The organism is Sphingomonas trueperi (assembly GCF_040545665.1).
In the GTDB taxonomy this organism is placed as follows: domain Bacteria; phylum Pseudomonadota; class Alphaproteobacteria; order Sphingomonadales; family Sphingomonadaceae; genus Sphingomonas; species Sphingomonas trueperi_B.
Map to the genome: position 1 here is coordinate 39,893 of NZ_JBEPMH010000004.1, position 16,030 is coordinate 55,922.

Sequence of the window (16,030 nt, forward strand, 5' to 3'; positions counted from 1 at the left end):
AATGGCAGAAATGGGCCGGTTCGACTGGCAGGATCCGTTCGGGCTCGACGGCGAGCTTACCGACGAAGAGCGGATGGTGCGCGATGCCGCACGCGATTATGCGCAGGGCGAGCTGCTCCCGCGCGTCACCTCCGCGTACCTTGAGGAACGCTTCGACCGCGAGATCATGGCCGAGATGGGCACGCTGGGCCTGCTCGGGCCGACGATTCCTGAAACCTATGGCGGCGCCGGGCTCGGCTATGTCGCCTATGGCTTGGTCGCGCGCGAAGTGGAGCGGGTGGATTCGGGCTATCGCTCGGCGATGAGCGTGCAGAGCTCGCTCGTCATGCACCCGATCCATGCCTATGGCAGCGAGGAGCAGCGGCGGAAGTACCTGCCCAAACTGGCGAGCGGCGAGTGGGTCGGCTGCTTCGGCCTCACCGAGCCGGACGCGGGCTCCGATCCCGCCGGCATGCGCACCCGCGCCGAAAAGATCGATGGCGGCTACCGGATCACCGGCGCCAAGATGTGGATCACGAACTCCCCTATCGCGGATGTGTTCGTCGTCTGGGCGAAGAGCGATGCGCATGACGGTGCGATCCGCGGCTTCGTGCTCGAGCGCGGCATGAAGGGGCTCACCAGCCCGAAGATCGAGGGCAAGCTGTCGCTCCGTGCCTCGGTCACCGGCGAGATCGTGATGGACGGGGTGGAGGTAAGCGAGGATGCGCTGCTCCCCAACGTCCAGGGGCTCAAGGGCCCGTTCGGCTGCCTCAACCGCGCGCGCTACGGCATCGCCTGGGGCACGATGGGCGCGGCGGAGGCCTGCTTCCATGCCGCGCGGCAATATACGCTCGACCGCCACCAGTTCGGCCGGCCGCTCGCCGCGACCCAGCTGGTGCAGCTCAAGCTCGCCAACATGGAGACCGAGATCGCGCTCGGGCTGCAGGCGGCGCTGCGCTGCGGGCGGATGTTCGATGCGGGCACGCTCAGCCCGGAGGCGATCAGCATCATCAAGCGCAACAATTGCGGCAAGGCACTGGAGATCGCCCGCGTCGCGCGCGACATGCACGGCGGCAACGGCATCTCGGCCGAATTCCACGTGCTCCGCCACGCGATCAATCTCGAGACGGTGAACACCTATGAGGGCACGCACGACGTGCACGGGCTGATCCTTGGCCGGGCGATCACCGGCATCGCGGCGTTCTGATGGCGCCCGATCGGCAGCCGGTGCTGGAGGGCGACCTTGTCCGCATCCGGCCGCTGGTCGCAGAGGATTGGGAGGCGCTCTATGCGGTCGCCGCCGATCCGCTGATCTGGGAGGTGCATCCGCGGCCGGATCGCTGGCAGGAGCCGGTGTTCCGCCAGTTCTTCGCCGAGGCGCTTGCCTGCGGCGGCGGGCTGGCGATCGAGGACAAGGCAACCGGCGCGATCATCGGCTCCAGCCGGTACGACTATCATGTGCCCGACGAGGACGAGATCGAGATCGGCTGGACCTTCCTTGCCCGCGCCTATTGGGGCGGCACCTACAACCGCGAGGTCAAGCGGCTGATGCTCGACCATATCCACCGATACGTGGGTACCGTCGTGTTTCTGGTCGGCGAGCACAATCTCCGGTCGCGGGGCGCGATGGCGAAGATCGGCGGACAGCTGATCCCCGGGCGCCACCATCGCGGCGGCGGCCAGGTCTTCGCGGATCACGTCGTCTACGCGATCCGACGCCCGTGAAGCCGCTCGCCGGCATCAAGGTCGTCGAGCTTGCCCGGATCCTCGCCGGGCCCTGGTGCGGGCAGCTGCTCGCGGATCTAGGGGCCGAGGTGGTGAAGGTCGAGCGGCCCGGTGCCGGCGACGACACCCGCCACTGGGGCCCGCCCTTCCTCCACGACGGCGAGGGCATGCACCGCGATGCCGCCTATTTCCACGCCTGCAACCGGGGCAAGACCAGCGTGGGCATCGACATCGCGACGCCCGAGGGCCAGGCGGCGGCGAAGGCGCTGATCGGCGATGCCGATGTGGTGATCGAGAACTACAAGGTCGGCGGGCTGGTGAAATACGGGCTCGACGCCACCAGCCTGCGTGCGGCCAACCCGAGGCTGATCGTCTGCTCGATCACTGGCTTCGGCCAGACCGGGCCCTATGCGGGCCGCGCCGGCTATGACTTCATCATCCAGGGCATGGGCGGCGCGATGAGCCTCACCGGCGAGCCCGACGGCGCGCCGCAAAAGGCGGGGGTCGCCTATGCCGACATCTTCACCGGCGTCTATTCGGCCGTGGCGATCCTCGCCGCCCTGCGCCGTCGCGACAAGGAGGGGGTGGGGGCGCATATCGACATGGCCCTGCTCGACACCCAGGTCGCGGTGCTCGCCAACCAGGCGCTCAACTGGATGGCGAGCGGCACGGTGCCGCACCGCATGGGCAACGGCCATGCGAATCTGGTGCCCTACCAGGCCTTTGCCTGCCGCGACGGCGAGCTGATCGTGGCAGTGGGGAACGACTCGCAGTTCGCCAGGCTCTGCGCGATCCTCGGGCTCAATCTGGCGGGCGATCCGCGGTTTGCGACCAACCCTGCGCGCGTGACGCATCGCGATGCGCTGATTCCGCAGCTTGCCCGGGCGATGCTCGATTGGCCCAAGGCCGATCTCTACGAAGCGCTGGAGGCGCACGGCGTGCCGGCCGGGCCGATAAACCGGATCGACGAGGTGTTCGCCGATCCGCAGGTGATCGCCCGTGGCATGGCGATCGTGCGCGAGGGGTTGCCGGGGCTCGCCAGCCCGATCACGATCGACGGCGAACGCATGGTGGCGGAGCGTGCGAGCCCGGCGCGGCCCTGAGCAATCGCTTCCCACAATCGGTCATCCCGGCGGAAGCCGGGATCCATTTGCCACGCGGTGGAAGCAAGAACCGGCACGGAGACCCCAATGGACCCCGGCCTTCGCCGGGGTGACGATGGAAGAAGGGCCCGGCCCGCCCTCAGATCGCGGGGTAGCGCAGCCGGCCGATGAAGCGCGAGAGGCTCGGGCGGTTGGTCGTGCGGTTCACGAACCCCGCCTTGGCCTTCTCGAAGCGCATAATCCCCTCGATCCGGCGCGCGAGGAAGGCGCGGGTATCGGCCCACTCCTCGCTCTCGTCCTGCACGAATACCGCGATGGTCGCGGCATAGACGCTGCCGAGCGTCATCCGCTTGGTATAATGGTTGTAGTCAGTCGCGGTGTCGCCCGCCGCGCGCCACATCGCATCCGCTGCGCGCCAGCCGAGCTTGCTCGCCCGCGCGAGATTCTGCGGCATGGCGAGGATCGCCAGCGCCCGGCGCAGGGCGTCCCGATACGGCGCGAGCAGCGCCAGCCGCGCCTCGACCAGCGCGGTGATGCGCGCACGGATCTTCATCCCAGCCAGCGTCTCGGGCGAAAGCTCGTCCAGCATCGCGCGGTCGATATGTGCGAACCAGGCGTCGATCATTGCCAGCGGACCACCCGAGAAGGCGAGCCGCGCCACGTCGCGGTCGACGCCCATGCCGTCGGCGGTGGCGTCGAGCGCGCGTTGGTTCCAGCCGTCGAAGGCGGCGTTGGCGGCAAGCGACGGCGCGAGCGCCGCGCGCAGTTCGTCGAGGGTGGCGTCGGCGAGATCCATGGGACTGATCTAGGCGCGAAGCCGCGCCCCGGCAACCGCCTACCCCTTGGGCCGTACCGCGCCCTGCCGCACCAGCACCAGCGCCGCCGCGACCAGCGCCGCGCCGAACAGATCGGCGGTGCCGAGGCGCTCGCCGAAAATCACCCAGCCCAGCGCCGCGCCTACTGCCGGCTGCACCAGCAAGGCGATGCCGATCACCAGCGGCGAGAGATGGCCGAGCGCATAGATCATGCACCCCTGTCCGATCAGCTGGCTGACGATGGCGAGCGCGAGCAGCGGCCACCAGAGATGCGGCACGATCTGCTCGCCCATTGCCAGCGCGATCACGAGCAGCGGCGGGATCGTGGCGAGCGAAGACAGCGCCAGCGCCGGCACCGGGCCCAGCGACACCCGCACCCGCGCCATCAGCGCAAAGTATACCGCGTAGAACACGCCCGCCGCCAGGCAGAACAGGTCGCCCGCCAGATGCCGCGAGGAGAGCTCGGCCGAGCGCCCGAGCAGCAGCGCGCCGCCGATCGCCGCCAGCAGCAACGCCGCGCCCTGCATCTTGCTCGGCCAGGCGCGGGCGACGACGAAGCCGTAGATCGGGAAGATCAATGACGCCGAATTGCCGAACAGGGTGGAGTTGGCGAGCGTGGTGCGGACGATGCCGATGTGCCAACTGGCCAGATCGAGCGCGAAGACCACCCCGGCGATGCTGAGGAGCCACCAGCGCCCGCGCGCCAGCGCGAGCGGCTTTTCGCCCATCGCGGTGGCGGCGGCGAACAGAATGGGCGTGGCAATGATCAGCCGCCAGAACGCGGCCGACACCGGCCCCACGTCCGCCATCCGCACGAACAACGGCCCCGTCGCGAGCGCGGCGTTCGCGATCAGTGCCGCGATGAGCGCGGTCGCAACATGGCTTCGTGCCGGGGAAGTTTTTGTTGTCGGTGCGTTGCGCTGCATGGCGCCCTGTAGCGCCCTATCTGTGCGAAGTCACAAGCTGCAAAAGGAATTTCGATGCCCAGCCTGTTCGATCCGATTCAGCTCGGCGCGATCCACGCCGCCAATCGCGTGTGGATGTCGCCGCTCACCCGTGGCCGGTCGACGCGCGGCCATGTGCCGGCCCCGGTCATGGTCGATTACTACCGCCAGCGCGCCAGCGCCGGCCTGATCATCACCGAGGCGACCGGCATCAGCCAGCAGGGGCTGGGCTGGGCCTATGCCCCCGGCATCTGGAGCGACGAGCAGGTCGAGGCGTGGAAGCCGATCACCGCGGCCGTCCACGAGGCCGGCGGCAAGATCGTCTCGCAGCTCTGGCACATGGGCCGGCTGGTGCATTCGGACTTCCTCGGCGGCGAACCGCCGGTCTCGGCCTCGGCGACCACCGCGCCCGGCGAAGTGCGTACCTATCCGGCCGAGGATGCCGGGGAGACCAAGCGGCCCTACAGTCAGGCCCGTCCGCTGCGCACCGACGAGATCCCCGGCATCCTCGCCGACTATGAACGTGCCGCCGAGAACGCGATCCGCGCCGGGTTCGACGGGGTACAGATCCACGCTGCCAATGGCTATCTGATCGACCAGTTCCTGCGCGACAATGCCAATTTCCGCGAGGACGAATATGGCGGCTCGATCGAAAACCGTATCCGCCTGCTCCGAGATGTGAGCCAGCGCGTGGTCGACACGATCGGTGCCGATCGCACCGGCGTTCGCCTCTCGCCCAATGGCGAGGTGCAGGGCGTCAACGACAGCAACCCGGCGCCGCTGTTCGAAGCCGCCGCAGCCGCGCTGGACGACATTGGCGTCGCGTTCCTCGAAATGCGCGAACCGCGTCCGGGCGGCAGCCGGGGCCTGCCCGACCAGCCGCCGATCCATCCGCTGATGCGCAAGGTGTATCGCGGGGTGCTGGCGCTCAACTCGGACTATGACGCGGAAAGCGCCCAGGCGGCGCTCGATGCGGGCGAGGCCGACGCGATCGCGTTCGGCCGGACCTTCCTGGCGAACCCCGACCTGCCGCGCCGACTGCGCGAGGGGCTGCCGCTCAATCCGCAGCGCGAGCAGTTCTTCTATATCGGCGGGGCGGAGGGCTATACCGACTATCCGACCGCCGACGAGGCCGCGCTTCAACCGGCCTGATCGAAGCCGTCGATCCAGCGGGTGCTGGCCGCGCGGAGACGCTCGCGCGTCTTCGCGGGCCCCAGCACAGCGGCTAGCGTGACGGGAAACCACGGCCAGAACAGGAAGCTACCCGTCACCAGCAGCGCGATCAGGATCGCGCCCCCGAAGCGCAGCGTCGCGAGCCGTGAATGGGCGGTGTAGTTGAGCTTGATCGTGCGCGGCGCCTTGGCGTCGAACCAGCTGCGGGTGACGAAGCTTTCCGGCGTTGCGCGCGCTTGCTTGAGGCCGAACTTCCAGCCCCGCGCACCCCTCCCGCTTGCGGGAGGGGCGGGTTCCCGTCGCTTCTGGCCTTCCCCACTCCCGCCCCCTCCCGCAAGCGGAAGGGGAGATTTGGTGTGGGAGACTTCACGTCCGGTCTTGCGATCAATCACGACCAGCCGCCGGCCCCGCTCTTCGACACGATAGCGAGAGGGGGGCATGTCCATGGCGTCAGCCCAGCGCCGCGCGGCGGGCGCGCCATTGGTCCGCGGTCTGCGCCCAGCGATCGACCCGCAGATGCGCGAGCGGCGCGGGTAGCTGGGTCGGCCCGCCATTCTCCGCGCCAAGCGCCTGCGCCAGCCGGATCGATGCGGTGTTCTCGGGATCGATGGTGTGGATCACCTCGTCCCAGCCGAGCATTTCGACCGCATAGTCGATCGCGGCGATGGCGGCTTCGCGGGCATAGCCCTTGCCTGCGGCTTCGCTGGCCAGGCCCCAGCCGACCTCCAGCCCAGGCCAGCCTTCCGGCGCATGCGGGCCGATGCGGCCGATCCAGCGCCCGCTCGCCCGCTCGACCACCGCGAACATCGAGAAGCCGCGGATCGTCCAGGCGCCCGCCATGCTGCACAGGCTGCGCCAGGCGGTGCCGCGCGGCTGTACGCCGCCCAGGAACCGCATCACCTCCGGGTCGGCATGGAACGCCGCCCATGCCTCGAAATCGCCAGCCGCGTGCTGGCGCAGGATCAGGCGCTCGGTTTCGAGCACCGGCGCCTGCATCAGCCGAACTTGGCCTTGAGCGCGAGCATCGCCAGCGCCGCCTTGGCGGCCTCGCCGCCCTTGTCCTTCTGCTTCGGATCGGCGCGGACCAGTGCCTGCGCCTCGTTCTCGACCGTCAAGATGCCGTTGCCGATCGCGACGCCGTCCATCGACAGCGCCATCAGCCCGCGCGCGCTCTCGCCCGCGACGATCTCGAAATGATAGGTCTCGCCGCGGATCACCACGCCGATCGCCACGAACGCATCATAGCGGCCGCTGTCCGCTGCCAGCGCGACGGCGCCGGGGATTTCCAGCGCGCCGGGCACGGTGATCACCTCGGCCTTGTGGCCCGCCGCCTCGATCGCGGCCTTGGCGCCCGCGATCAGCATGTCGTTGAGATGCTCGTAGAAGCGCGCTTCGACGATGAGGACGTTGGCCATTATTGCTCCGGATCGATGGGGCGCGTGCCGGCGATCGACAGGCCGTAACCGTCGAGTCCGATCAGCGTGTGATGGGTGTTGGAGAGCAGGATCATGTCCTGCACGCCGAGTTCGGTGAGAATGGTCGCGCCGACGCCGTAATCGCGCAGCTCGTCCATGTCCTTGGGCGGGATCGCGCCGCTGCGGGTCTGCAGCGCGACGGTATAGCCGTCGGGGCGGGGGCGGTTGATCACCACGATCACGCCGGCACCTTCCTTGCCGATGATCTCCATCGACTTGCGCAGCAGCCCGCCGCGCGGGCCGCCTTCGCCGAACACGTCGGCAAAGGGCGACAGCGCGTGCATGCGGACCAGGGTGGGCTTGTCGGGATCAATCTTGCCCTTGACCAGCGCGACCTGCTCGCTGCCGGTCGCCTTGTTCCAGAAGGTGAGCGCGCGCCACTCGCCGCCCCATTCGCTGGTGAAGGTCGCCTCGGCGCGCTGCTCGACGAGATGGTCGTGGCGGCGGCGATAGGCGATCAGGTCGCGGATCGTGCCGATCTTGAGGTTGTGGAGCTGGGCGAAGCCGACGAGATCGTCGAGCCGCGCCATCGTCCCGTCGTCCTTCATGATCTCGCAGATCACGCCGGCGGGGTTCAACCCGGCAAGGCGGGCGACGTCGACGGCGGCTTCGGTGTGGCCAGCGCGGACCAGCACGCCGCCGTCGCGCGCGACCAGCGGGAAGACATGGCCCGGGGTGACGATGTCGGCGCGGTCCTTGGTGCTGTCGATCGCGACCGAGATGGTGCGGGCACGGTCGGCGGCGGAGATGCCGGTGGTCACGCCTTCCCTGGCCTCGATCGAGACGGTGAAGGCGGTTTCGTGCCGCGTGCCGTTGGCGCGGCTCATCAGCTCGAGGCCGAGCTGGTCGACGCGCGCCTTGGTCATCGCCAGGCAGATCAGCCCGCGGCCGTACTTGGCCATGAAATTGATCGCATCGGGCGTCGCCATCTGGGCGGGGATGACCAGATCGCCTTCATTCTCGCGATCCTCGTCGTCGACCAGGATGAACATCCGGCCGTTGCGGGCCTCGTCGATCAGTTCCTCGGGCGAGGAGAGGAAGCCGTGCTTGAGCGCGGCGAGTTCAGCCTTTGGCACGCAATGCCTCCATGCGCTGGAGATAGCGCGCCAGCACGTCGATCTCCAGATTGACCGCCTGGCCTTCCGCCAGCGTGGCGAAGGTGGTGACCGCGGCGGTGTGCGGAATGATGTTGAGGTGGAATTCGACGCCCTCCGGCGTGTCGTCCACCGCGTTGACCGTCAACGACACGCCGTCGACGGTGATCGAGCCCTTGGGCGCGACGTACGGCGCGATCTCCGGCCCCGCCGCGATCACGACATGGTGCGAGCCGTCGATCGCCTCGACCAGCTTCACCCGTCCGATGCCGTCGACATGGCCGGTGACGATGTGCCCGCCCAGCTCGTCGCCCAAGCGTAGCGCGCGCTCGAGGTTGAGCTTGCGGCCGGCGGTCCACTGGTCGTCGGCGGTGCGCGAGACGGTTTCTCCCGACACGTCGAAGTCGAGCCAGTCGGGGCCCTTGTCGACCACCGTCAGGCACACGCCCGAACAGGCGACCGAGGCGCCGAGATCGATCTCATTGGTGGGATAGGCCGTCGCCACGCGCACGCGCAGGTCGCCCTGGCGCTCTACCGCGTCGATCGTGCCGACATCGCTTACGATTCCGGTGAACATCAGTTGCGCTCGTAGACCTCGAACCGATCGCTGCCAAGCATACGAGAGTCCAGCAGGCGCCAGCGATCATGCGCCTCGGACAATGCGGCGAGGCCGAACGCCTCGACCGCGGGTTTGCCGCCGCCGAGCAGGATCGGCGCGCGGTAGAGCAGGAGCCGGTCGACCAGATCGGCGCGCAGGAACGCGGACGCCGCCTTGGCGCCGCCTTCCACCATCAGCGTGTCGATGCCCGCCAGGTGGCGAATATCGGCGATGTCGGCGATCCGCTCCCAGCCCGGCGGGGTGGGGCCGGTGGAGGAGAGCAGGATGCGGCGCGGCGCGCGATCGGTGAGGCCGGGCAGCCGCACGTCCAGCTTCGGGACATCAGCGAGGAAGGTGCCGCGGCCGACCAGGATGCCGTCGTGCCGGGCGCGTTCGAGATGGACATGCGCGCGCGCCTGGGGGCCGGTGATCCATTTGCTCTCGCCGGTCGACAGCGCGATGCGCCCGTCGAGCGAGGTGGCGAGCTTGAGGGTGACGTGCGGGCGGCGCCTGGCAAGGCGGGTAAGGAAGCCCGCCATGCTGCGCCGGGCTTCGGCCGCCATCAGGCCGGATTCGACTCGGATGCCCGCTTTCTCCAGGCGCGCGAAGCCGGTGCCGTCAGTGCGCGGATCCGGGTCGCGCAGCGCGGCAACGACGCGGGCGACACCGGCGGCGACCAGCAGATCGGCACAGGCCGGGCCGCGCGGCGAGACATGCGCGCAGGGCTCCAGCGTGACATAGGCGGTGGCGCCGCGCGCGGCTTCGCCGGCCTCTGCCAGCGCCATCGCCTCGGCATGGGGACGGCCGCCAGGCTGGGTCCAGCCGCGTCCGACGATTCGGCCGTCGCGCACCAGCACGCAGCCGACATTGGGGTTGGGTGCCGTCCGCCCCTGCCCGCGCTCGGCCAGCCCGAGCGCCACCGCCATCCAGCGTGCGTCGTTCAAATCCCGTGCTTCTTCAGCCAGTCGTCATATTTCTTGAATTCGGCCTGGCGCTTTTTCTGGCGCGCCTGGAAGGCCGCTTCCTCTTCCTGGCGCTTGGCTTCGTCGACCTTCTGCTTCTCGCGGATCTCCGCCTCGGTGCGGGTGATCGGCCAGCTGTCCACGTAGATGATGTTCTTCTTGTACGGCACCGGCACGTGCGAATCCTTCACGAACACCACGATGACGCCGAAGGTGATCGCCAGCGCGAGCATCATGAACCAGAGTTCGTGCTTCTTGCGCGTCGCCAGATAGCCGCGAAGGTCCCGCAGTGCCTTGAGCGGCGAGATGTACTTGAGGAAGGTCATCGGGGGTCGAAGATAGGGACGCGGGGGCTCCAGGGCCAGCCCCCGCGTCCACGCAGCACCGATCGGAGGGCGATCAGCGGGCGTCTTCGATCCGGAACCGGACGGTCATCGTCTTCCAGCTTTCCTCGGCCACGCCGCCGCGGGTGGCGGGGCGGAAGCGCCATTTGCCGAGCGCCTGGCGCTTGGTGACGGCGAAGAAGGCGTCGCTGGTGGCGCTCACCGGTTCCACCGCCTTCACCCGCCCGTCGGCGCCGATCAGCACGCGCAGGGTGACCAGGCCGTCGCGCTGCGCGCGCATCTCCTGCGCCGGATATTCGGGCTGGAAGTCCCGCGCGTAGCGCGGATCGGTGGTCGGGCCGATCAGCGCGGGGACGGGCGCAGGCGGATCGATCGTGCGGATCGGGCCGGAATCTGCGGGCTTTTCGATCGGCGGCAGCGTATCGGTGATTTTCGTTGTCGTCGCGATGTTCGCCGTGCTGTTCGTGTCCACCAGCGGTTTGGGCGCGACCGGCGGCACGGAGGTGCGCGGCTGGATTTTCTCCACCGGTTTCGCCTCGTCCTCCGGCGGGGGCGGCGGACGGTCGCGCACGTCGATCGGCTTCATCACCACCGGCGGGTCCTTGAGCACCACGATGTTCGGCGCTGCGAAGATCATCCCCGCGAGGATCGCCCCGTTGATCGCGAGCGCGGCCCCGAAGCTGACCGAACGCGGTGCACTGGCATGGTAGCGGGTATCGGCATGCATCACCTTGCACTCCTTCTCCAACACCGGTCTATGAACGCCGGATGAAGGTGATGGTACAACGTCACATTTGCCGCGTAAAGTCCCGCAGGTGTACCGCTGGCACAGGGGAAGGCGGCGATGCCCTCTTTGCGTCACGGAAACGTCGCACTAAAGGGCGCGAGCATCGGGACATCGCGACGCGGCACGGGAGGCCACGCACCTATGAAACTCATGGCCGGCAATTCGAACCTGCCGCTGGCGAGCGCCATCGCCGACTATCTGGAAATTCCCCTCACCCAGGCGAACGTCCGGCGCTTCGCCGACGAGGAGATCTTCGTCGAGATCCTCGAGAATGTGCGCGGCGAGGACGTGTTCGTTCTCCAGTCGACCAGCTATCCGGCGAACGACAACCTCATGGAGCTGCTGATCATGATCGACGCGCTCCGTCGCGCGTCGGCCAAGCGGATCACCGCGGTGCTCCCCTATTTCGGCTATGCCCGCCAGGACCGGAAGCCCGGTCCGCGCACCCCGATCTCGGCCAAGCTGGTCGCCAACCTGATCACCACCGCGGGCGCCAACCGCGTGCTTTCGGTCGACCTGCACGCCGGGCAGATCCAGGGCTTCTTCGACATCCCCACGGACAATCTGTTCGCCGCACCGGTGATGTCGGCGGACATCCAGACGCGCTTCATCGACAAGCAGTGGATGGTCGTCTCGCCCGACGTCGGGGGCGTGGTGCGTGCGCGCCAGCTCGCCAAGCGACTCGACAACGCGCCCCTCGCCATCGTCGACAAGCGGCGCGAGCGGCCGGGCGAGTCCGAAGTGATGAACATCATCGGCGAGGTGAAGGGGCGCTTCTGCATCCTGATCGACGATATCGTCGACTCGGCGGGCACGCTGTGTAACGCCGCCGCCGCGCTCAAGGCGGCAGGCGCCGAGGACGTGGTCGCCTATTGCACCCACGGCGTGCTCTCGGGCGCGGCGATGGCGCGCGTCGCCAAGTCCGAGCTGCGCGAGCTGGTGATCACCGATTCGATCGGCAACCACGAGATCGTCGCGGCGGGCGAGAAGGTCCGCCACCTCACCATCGCGCCGCTGATCGCCGAGGCGATCCGCCGGATTGCCGACGAAAGCTCGGTGTCGAGCCTGTTCGATTGATTCCAGATCCTCCCCGGCACGGGGAGGGGGACCATTCGCGAAGCGAATGGTGGAGGGGGATCTCCACGAGCGAATCCGGATTTGAGGCCCCCCTCCACCACCGCCTCCGGCGGCGGTCCCCCTCCCCGTGCCGGGGAGGATCTTACAGTTTCCCCACCGCTTCCCACACCAGCGCCCCGCCCACCGCGATCATCAGCACGTAGATCGCGGTGTAGAATCGCTCGGGCGATACCCTTCGCACCAGCCATACCCCCGCCAGCGTCGACACCAGCGCCAGCGGAAACAGCGCCGCCGAGGTCAGCAGGTTCGCATTCGTGAACTGCCCCAGCGCCCAATAGGCCGGCACCTTGATCCAGTTGGTCGCCGCGAAGAAGATCGCCGTCGTCCCCACCAGCCGGTCGCGCGGCAGACCGCGCGGCAGCACCCAGAGCTGGAAGGGCGGCTGCCCGGCATGCGCGATCTGGCTGGTGAAGCCCGAGGCGACGCCGAACAGGCTACCCACCCATTCGGGCCAGCGCGCGGCAACCGCCGGCGTCGACCGGCCGCTCGCCCAGAGCCGGTAGCACCCGAACAGGATCGAGATCGCGCCCACCGCCGCCAGCACCAGCACCGGCGACACGCTCGCGGCAAAGCCATAGCCGAGTGCGATCCCCGCCATCGATCCAGGCAGCATCCAGGCGAGCAGCCGCCAGTCGACGGTACGGCGGAACGCCCACACGCTCACCACGTCCTGCAGGATCAGGATCGGCAGCGTGATCGCGGCGGCGCGTACCGGATCGATGGCGAGCGCCAGCAGCGGCAGCGACAGCGCGCCCATGCCGGCGAACCCGCCCTTGGACAGGCCGAGCAGCAGCACGGCGGGCACGGCGAGCGCATAGAAATGCCAGTCGGTGATCATCCGGGCATGCTCTCGCAGGGCTCGTACGGATTGCAAAGCGCTGAGTCCCTTCTACGATTCGCTCATGGGAGAGGATCGTACCGGCCAGATCGCGGTGCTGTTCGTATCGAAGCGCACCGCCGACGACGACGACGCAGGCTATGCCGAAGCGGCGACGGCGATGGACGTGCTGGCGGCGCAGCAGCCCGGCTATCGCGGCATCGAATCGCAGCGCGGCGACGCGGGCGTCGGCATCACCATCAGCTATTGGGCCGACGATGCCAGCGCGATCGCCTGGCGCGAGCATCCCGAGCATGCGGCGATTCGCGCCAGGGGGCGCGAGCGCTGGTACGCATGGTATGAGGTGATCGTCACCCGGGTGGAGCGCGGCTATCGGTGGCGTCGGGCATGAGCCGCGCGATCGATCGCGATTTCGCGCTGCTGTTCGGCGTGATGCTGATGATCGCCGCGGGCAACACCGCGCTGCAATCGATCCTCCCCGCGCTCGGTCGCGAGCTGCACGCGGCGGACAGCGCGGTGGCGGCCGTCTTCTCGGTCTCCGCGCTGCTCTGGATGCTCACCGCGCCCTTCTGGGCGAATCGATCGGAGCGGGCCGGACGGCGCAAGATGGTGCTGCTCGGCATCGCCGGCTTCACCGCCTCGCTGGGGCTGTGCGGGCTGTGCCTCGCGCTCGGCATCAACGGCGTGCTGAGCCCCTTCGCCACCTTCGCCGCCTTCGTCGTGGGCCGCATGCTCTATGGCGGGTTCGGATCGGCGGCGCCGCCGGCGGTGCAAGCGATCGTCGCCGCGCGCACCAGCCGGGAAGAGCGCACGAAGGCGTTGACCCTGCTCGCCTCCGCCTTCGGGCTGGGGACGATCCTGGGGCCGGCGGTCGCACCCTATCTCGTCATGGGCCATCTCTGGCCCGGCGGGCCGCTGATCGGCCTGTCCGGCCCTGCCTTCGCCGCCAGCCTCGTCGGCCTGGTGCTGATGGTCGCAGTGCTGCGGCTGCTCCCGGCCACCTCCGGCGCGATCGAGCATGGCGCCGCGCCCAGCTATCCCTCGATCGGCGGGCAGGGCACCGGTGCCAACGTGACCGCCGCGATGGGCGAGCATGTCGAGCACATCCGCACCTTCGATCCGCGCGTGCGCCCCTGGATGATCGCCGGGCTGGTCACGGGTCATGCCCAGGCGATGACCGGCCAGGCGATCGGCTTCCTGATCATCGACCGGCTGGCGCTCGCCCCCGCCGCCGCGCTGGAGCCGACCGGGCTGGTGCTGATGATCGGCGCCGGCGCCTCGCTGCTGGTGCAATGGGGGCTGATCCCGCTGCTCGAATTGAAGCCGCGCGCGCTGATTCTCGCGGGCGCGGCGCTGGGCGCTGTCGGCTGCGGCATGACGGCGATGGCGGGATCGCTGTACGGCATCGCGCTCGGCTATGCGACGATCGCGCTGGGCATGGGCTTCGCGCGCCCCGGATTCACCGCCGGCGCCTCGCTCGCGGTGGGGCCGCATGCGCAGGGATCGGTGGCGGGCCGCGTCACCTCGATCAACGGTGCGGCGTTCGTGCTGGGCCCGTCGATCGGCGTGGCGATGTACGAATTCTGGGGCGCCTTGCCCTATCTGGTCGCCGCGAGCGCGTTGGTCCTGCTGTTCGGCTATGGCTGGGTGGCGACGCGACGGCCTGTCCTGGCCTGATTCGAATCGCCTACCTGCTGCAGGAACGGATCGCTGATCGCGCCGCTCGAATGCCAGGTATCACGATGTCGGAAGGCTGTTTGGATGCCCCGTGAGGATTCGAACCTCAATTGACGGAGTCAGAGTCCGTAGTCTTACCTTTAGACGACGGGGCACCAGACAGGTCGCGCCAGATAGGGGGATGCAGCGGCCCTGTCAACGCGCAATCGCGCGCTCGCCTTGCGCTGCCATCGTTGCTCGTCTAGCCTCGCATCCAAGCACCGGCCGGGCCGTTTTGGTTCGGTGACGGAAGAAGATAAGTGAGTTGATGTGATGGGGGATGGCTCCGCCAGAATGCCCCGCGGGAGGCGCGTTTCCGCCGCCCGCAACGCCCCGCCGCCGCCGGCCGCGAAAGGCTCGGCACCGCGCTGGCCCGAAGCGCGCCATTATGCCGCGCTGGATCTGGGTACCAATAATTGCCGGTTGCTGATCGCGCGTCCGCAGGGCTCGGGCTTCGCGGTGATAGATGCGTTTTCGCGAATCGTCCGCCTGGGCGAGGGGCTGGCGACGACCGGGCGCCTGTCCGATGCGGCAATCGAGCGCACGCTCGCGGCGCTACGGATCTGCGCGGACAAGCTCAAGCGGCGCAACGTGGCGCTCGCCCGCTCGGTGGCGACCCAGGCCTGCCGCCAGGCCGAAAACGGCGCCGAGTTCATCGAGCGCGCCTATCGCGAGACGGGCATCGCGCTCGACATCATCACCGCCGAGGAAGAGGCGCGGTTGGCGGTGCTCGGCTGCCATGCGCTGCTCGAGCCGGGTGACGGGCCGGCTTTGGTGTTCGACATCGGCGGCGGCTCGACCGAGCTGGTGCTGGTCGATTCGCACGCGCCGATCCCGCGCATCCTCGACTGGCACAGCGCGCCTTGGGGCGTGGTGTCGCTCAGCGAGGCGACCGGCCAGAGCCAGGCGCTGGGTGCCGATGCCCGCGCCGCGGCCTATGCCGACATGCGCGCGCGGGTGCGCGAGAGCTTCGCACCCTTTGTCGCGCGGCTGCGCCAGCCCAAGGGCACGCGCCGGCTTCTCGGCACCAGCGGCACGGTGACGACGCTGGCGAGCGTGCATCTCGGGCTCGCCTCCTACGATCGCTCGGCGGTGGACGGACTGATCGTGCCGAGCGCGGCGATGCGCGAGGTGAGCGCGCGAATCGCCGCGATGAGCGTCAAGGAGCGCGCGCAGGTGCCGTGCATCGGCAGTGAGCGCGCCGATCTGGTGTCGGCCGGCTGCGCGATCCTGGAGACGATCCTCGACATCTGGCCTGCCGAGCGGCTAGGCATCGCCGATCGCGGCATTCGCGAAGGCATCTTGCGGCGGCTGATCGGCGGCGCGCCCTTATAAGGTTG

The 16,030-nt window shown here is 68.9% G+C and carries 19 protein-coding genes and 1 tRNA gene; 8 read left to right on the forward strand and 12 right to left on the reverse strand.

Going from position 1 to position 16,030, the window contains the following annotated elements; translation table 11 throughout:
• Nucleotide 1: 1 nt before the first annotated feature.
• Genes ABIC65_RS13660 through ABIC65_RS13670 form a run of 3 tightly spaced genes read left to right on the forward strand, consistent with a single transcriptional unit; the run spans nucleotide 2 to nucleotide 2,807 of the window.
• Nucleotides 2-1,186: an acyl-CoA dehydrogenase gene (locus ABIC65_RS13660; protein ID WP_354309459.1), complete on the forward strand. Its 1,185-nt coding sequence runs from the start codon at nucleotides 2-4 to the stop codon at nucleotides 1,184-1,186.
• Nucleotides 1,186-1,704 (forward strand): GNAT family N-acetyltransferase, encoded by a 519-nt coding sequence (locus tag ABIC65_RS13665; RefSeq protein WP_354309460.1) that lies wholly within the window; start codon nucleotides 1,186-1,188, stop codon nucleotides 1,702-1,704. Before ABIC65_RS13660 ends, ABIC65_RS13665 begins: the two co-directional genes overlap by 1 nt.
• Nucleotides 1,701-2,807, forward strand: a complete 1,107-nt coding sequence (locus tag ABIC65_RS13670) for a CaiB/BaiF CoA transferase family protein (protein WP_354309462.1) — start codon at nucleotides 1,701-1,703, stop codon at nucleotides 2,805-2,807. Before ABIC65_RS13665 ends, ABIC65_RS13670 begins: the two co-directional genes overlap by 4 nt.
• 139 nt (nucleotides 2,808-2,946) lie before the next feature.
• Here ABIC65_RS13670 and ABIC65_RS13675 read toward each other — a convergent pair whose 3' ends face one another.
• The gene (locus tag ABIC65_RS13675) at nucleotides 2,947-3,603 is read right to left on the reverse strand and encodes a COQ9 family protein (RefSeq protein ID WP_354309464.1); all 657 of its coding nucleotides are present in this window, start codon (nucleotides 3,601-3,603) and stop codon (nucleotides 2,947-2,949) included.
• Nucleotides 3,604-3,642: 39 nt separating this feature from the next.
• Entirely contained in the window at nucleotides 3,643-4,548 is a 906-nt protein-coding gene (locus ABIC65_RS13680) for a DMT family transporter (RefSeq protein WP_354309466.1), read from the reverse strand.
• Between the two features lie 54 nt (nucleotides 4,549-4,602).
• On the opposite strand from ABIC65_RS13680, the gene ABIC65_RS13685 reads away from it, so the two are divergent.
• Nucleotides 4,603-5,718: an alkene reductase gene (locus ABIC65_RS13685; protein ID WP_354309468.1), complete on the forward strand. Its 1,116-nt coding sequence runs from the start codon at nucleotides 4,603-4,605 to the stop codon at nucleotides 5,716-5,718.
• Here the strand turns inward: ABIC65_RS13685 and ABIC65_RS13690 are convergent.
• From ABIC65_RS13690 to ABIC65_RS13725, 8 genes are all read right to left on the reverse strand, one after another.
• The gene (locus tag ABIC65_RS13690) at nucleotides 5,706-6,185 is read right to left on the reverse strand and encodes a hypothetical protein (RefSeq protein ID WP_354309470.1); all 480 of its coding nucleotides are present in this window, start codon (nucleotides 6,183-6,185) and stop codon (nucleotides 5,706-5,708) included. The genes ABIC65_RS13685 and ABIC65_RS13690 overlap by 13 nt on opposite strands.
• A gap of 4 nt (nucleotides 6,186-6,189) precedes the next feature.
• Complete coding sequence (locus ABIC65_RS13695; protein WP_354309472.1) at nucleotides 6,190-6,735, reverse strand: GNAT family N-acetyltransferase; 546 nt, start codon at nucleotides 6,733-6,735, stop codon at nucleotides 6,190-6,192.
• Complete coding sequence (ribH, locus tag ABIC65_RS13700; protein WP_294257011.1) at nucleotides 6,735-7,154, reverse strand: 6,7-dimethyl-8-ribityllumazine synthase; 420 nt, start codon at nucleotides 7,152-7,154, stop codon at nucleotides 6,735-6,737. Before ribH ends, ABIC65_RS13695 begins: the two co-directional genes overlap by 1 nt.
• The gene (gene ribB / locus ABIC65_RS13705; protein WP_354309474.1) at nucleotides 7,154-8,290 is read right to left on the reverse strand and encodes a 3,4-dihydroxy-2-butanone-4-phosphate synthase; all 1,137 of its coding nucleotides are present in this window, start codon (nucleotides 8,288-8,290) and stop codon (nucleotides 7,154-7,156) included. Before ribB ends, ribH begins: the two co-directional genes overlap by 1 nt.
• Complete coding sequence (locus ABIC65_RS13710; protein ID WP_354309476.1) at nucleotides 8,277-8,885, reverse strand: riboflavin synthase; 609 nt, start codon at nucleotides 8,883-8,885, stop codon at nucleotides 8,277-8,279. Before ABIC65_RS13710 ends, ribB begins: the two co-directional genes overlap by 14 nt.
• On the reverse strand, nucleotides 8,885-9,850 hold the full coding sequence (ribD, locus tag ABIC65_RS13715; protein ID WP_354309478.1) for a bifunctional diaminohydroxyphosphoribosylaminopyrimidine deaminase/5-amino-6-(5-phosphoribosylamino)uracil reductase RibD: 966 nt from the start codon (nucleotides 9,848-9,850) through the stop codon (nucleotides 8,885-8,887). Before ribD ends, ABIC65_RS13710 begins: the two co-directional genes overlap by 1 nt.
• Nucleotides 9,847-10,194, reverse strand: coding sequence for a hypothetical protein (locus ABIC65_RS13720; protein ID WP_354309479.1), 348 nt, complete (start codon nucleotides 10,192-10,194; stop codon nucleotides 9,847-9,849). Before ABIC65_RS13720 ends, ribD begins: the two co-directional genes overlap by 4 nt.
• A gap of 73 nt (nucleotides 10,195-10,267) precedes the next feature.
• Entirely contained in the window at nucleotides 10,268-10,939 is a 672-nt protein-coding gene (locus tag ABIC65_RS13725; RefSeq protein ID WP_354309481.1) for an energy transducer TonB, read from the reverse strand.
• A 201-nt stretch (nucleotides 10,940-11,140) separates the two neighbouring features.
• Between ABIC65_RS13725 and ABIC65_RS13730 the strand changes: the two genes are divergently transcribed.
• On the forward strand, nucleotides 11,141-12,076 hold the full coding sequence (locus tag ABIC65_RS13730; protein ID WP_125972996.1) for a ribose-phosphate pyrophosphokinase: 936 nt from the start codon (nucleotides 11,141-11,143) through the stop codon (nucleotides 12,074-12,076).
• 142 nt (nucleotides 12,077-12,218) lie between these two features.
• Here the strand turns inward: ABIC65_RS13730 and ABIC65_RS13735 are convergent, their stop codons facing one another.
• Complete coding sequence (locus tag ABIC65_RS13735; RefSeq protein WP_354309483.1) at nucleotides 12,219-12,974, reverse strand: sulfite exporter TauE/SafE family protein; 756 nt, start codon at nucleotides 12,972-12,974, stop codon at nucleotides 12,219-12,221.
• A 64-nt stretch (nucleotides 12,975-13,038) separates the two neighbouring features.
• On the opposite strand from ABIC65_RS13735, the gene ABIC65_RS13740 reads away from it, so the two are divergent.
• Entirely contained in the window at nucleotides 13,039-13,365 is a 327-nt protein-coding gene (locus ABIC65_RS13740; protein WP_354309484.1) for an antibiotic biosynthesis monooxygenase family protein, read from the forward strand.
• On the forward strand, nucleotides 13,362-14,651 hold the full coding sequence (locus ABIC65_RS13745; RefSeq protein ID WP_354309486.1) for an MFS transporter: 1,290 nt from the start codon (nucleotides 13,362-13,364) through the stop codon (nucleotides 14,649-14,651). The genes ABIC65_RS13740 and ABIC65_RS13745 overlap by 4 nt, the downstream gene beginning before the upstream one ends.
• An 81-nt stretch (nucleotides 14,652-14,732) precedes the next feature.
• On the opposite strand, the gene ABIC65_RS13750 is transcribed toward ABIC65_RS13745, so the two are convergent.
• A tRNA-Gln gene (locus tag ABIC65_RS13750) sits at nucleotides 14,733-14,806 on the reverse strand.
• A 178-nt stretch (nucleotides 14,807-14,984) separates the two neighbouring features.
• On the opposite strand from ABIC65_RS13750, the gene ABIC65_RS13755 reads away from it, so the two are divergent.
• On the forward strand, nucleotides 14,985-16,025 hold the full coding sequence (locus tag ABIC65_RS13755) for a Ppx/GppA phosphatase family protein (RefSeq protein WP_354309488.1): 1,041 nt from the start codon (nucleotides 14,985-14,987) through the stop codon (nucleotides 16,023-16,025).
• Nucleotides 16,026-16,030 lie beyond the last annotated feature (5 nt).

What these genes read in the sequence shown, in the direction of transcription:
- ABIC65_RS13740 (WP_354309484.1), top strand. Translation starts at nt 13,039, where the DNA reads ATGGGAGAGGATCGTACCGGCCAGATCGCGGTGCTGTTCGTATCGAAG.
- ABIC65_RS13690 (WP_354309470.1), bottom strand. Translation starts at nt 6,185, where the DNA reads ATGGACATGCCCCCCTCTCGCTATCGTGTCGAAGAGCGGGGCCGGCGG.
- ABIC65_RS13685 (WP_354309468.1), top strand. Translation starts at nt 4,603, where the DNA reads ATGCCCAGCCTGTTCGATCCGATTCAGCTCGGCGCGATCCACGCCGCC.
- ABIC65_RS13730 (WP_125972996.1), top strand. Translation starts at nt 11,141, where the DNA reads ATGAAACTCATGGCCGGCAATTCGAACCTGCCGCTGGCGAGCGCCATC.
- ABIC65_RS13665 (WP_354309460.1), top strand. Translation starts at nt 1,186, where the DNA reads ATGGCGCCCGATCGGCAGCCGGTGCTGGAGGGCGACCTTGTCCGCATC.
- ABIC65_RS13720 (WP_354309479.1), bottom strand. Translation starts at nt 10,194, where the DNA reads ATGACCTTCCTCAAGTACATCTCGCCGCTCAAGGCACTGCGGGACCTT.
- ABIC65_RS13735 (WP_354309483.1), bottom strand. Translation starts at nt 12,974, where the DNA reads ATGATCACCGACTGGCATTTCTATGCGCTCGCCGTGCCCGCCGTGCTG.
- ribH (WP_294257011.1), bottom strand. Translation starts at nt 7,154, where the DNA reads ATGGCCAACGTCCTCATCGTCGAAGCGCGCTTCTACGAGCATCTCAAC.
- ABIC65_RS13710 (WP_354309476.1), bottom strand. Translation starts at nt 8,885, where the DNA reads ATGTTCACCGGAATCGTAAGCGATGTCGGCACGATCGACGCGGTAGAG.
- ABIC65_RS13755 (WP_354309488.1), top strand. Translation starts at nt 14,985, where the DNA reads ATGCCCCGCGGGAGGCGCGTTTCCGCCGCCCGCAACGCCCCGCCGCCG.
- ABIC65_RS13675 (WP_354309464.1), bottom strand. Translation starts at nt 3,603, where the DNA reads ATGGATCTCGCCGACGCCACCCTCGACGAACTGCGCGCGGCGCTCGCG.
- ABIC65_RS13680 (WP_354309466.1), bottom strand. Translation starts at nt 4,548, where the DNA reads ATGCAGCGCAACGCACCGACAACAAAAACTTCCCCGGCACGAAGCCAT.
- ABIC65_RS13660 (WP_354309459.1), top strand. Translation starts at nt 2, where the DNA reads ATGGCAGAAATGGGCCGGTTCGACTGGCAGGATCCGTTCGGGCTCGAC.
- ABIC65_RS13695 (WP_354309472.1), bottom strand. Translation starts at nt 6,735, where the DNA reads ATGCAGGCGCCGGTGCTCGAAACCGAGCGCCTGATCCTGCGCCAGCAC.
- ABIC65_RS13745 (WP_354309486.1), top strand. Translation starts at nt 13,362, where the DNA reads ATGAGCCGCGCGATCGATCGCGATTTCGCGCTGCTGTTCGGCGTGATG.
- ABIC65_RS13725 (WP_354309481.1), bottom strand. Translation starts at nt 10,939, where the DNA reads ATGCATGCCGATACCCGCTACCATGCCAGTGCACCGCGTTCGGTCAGC.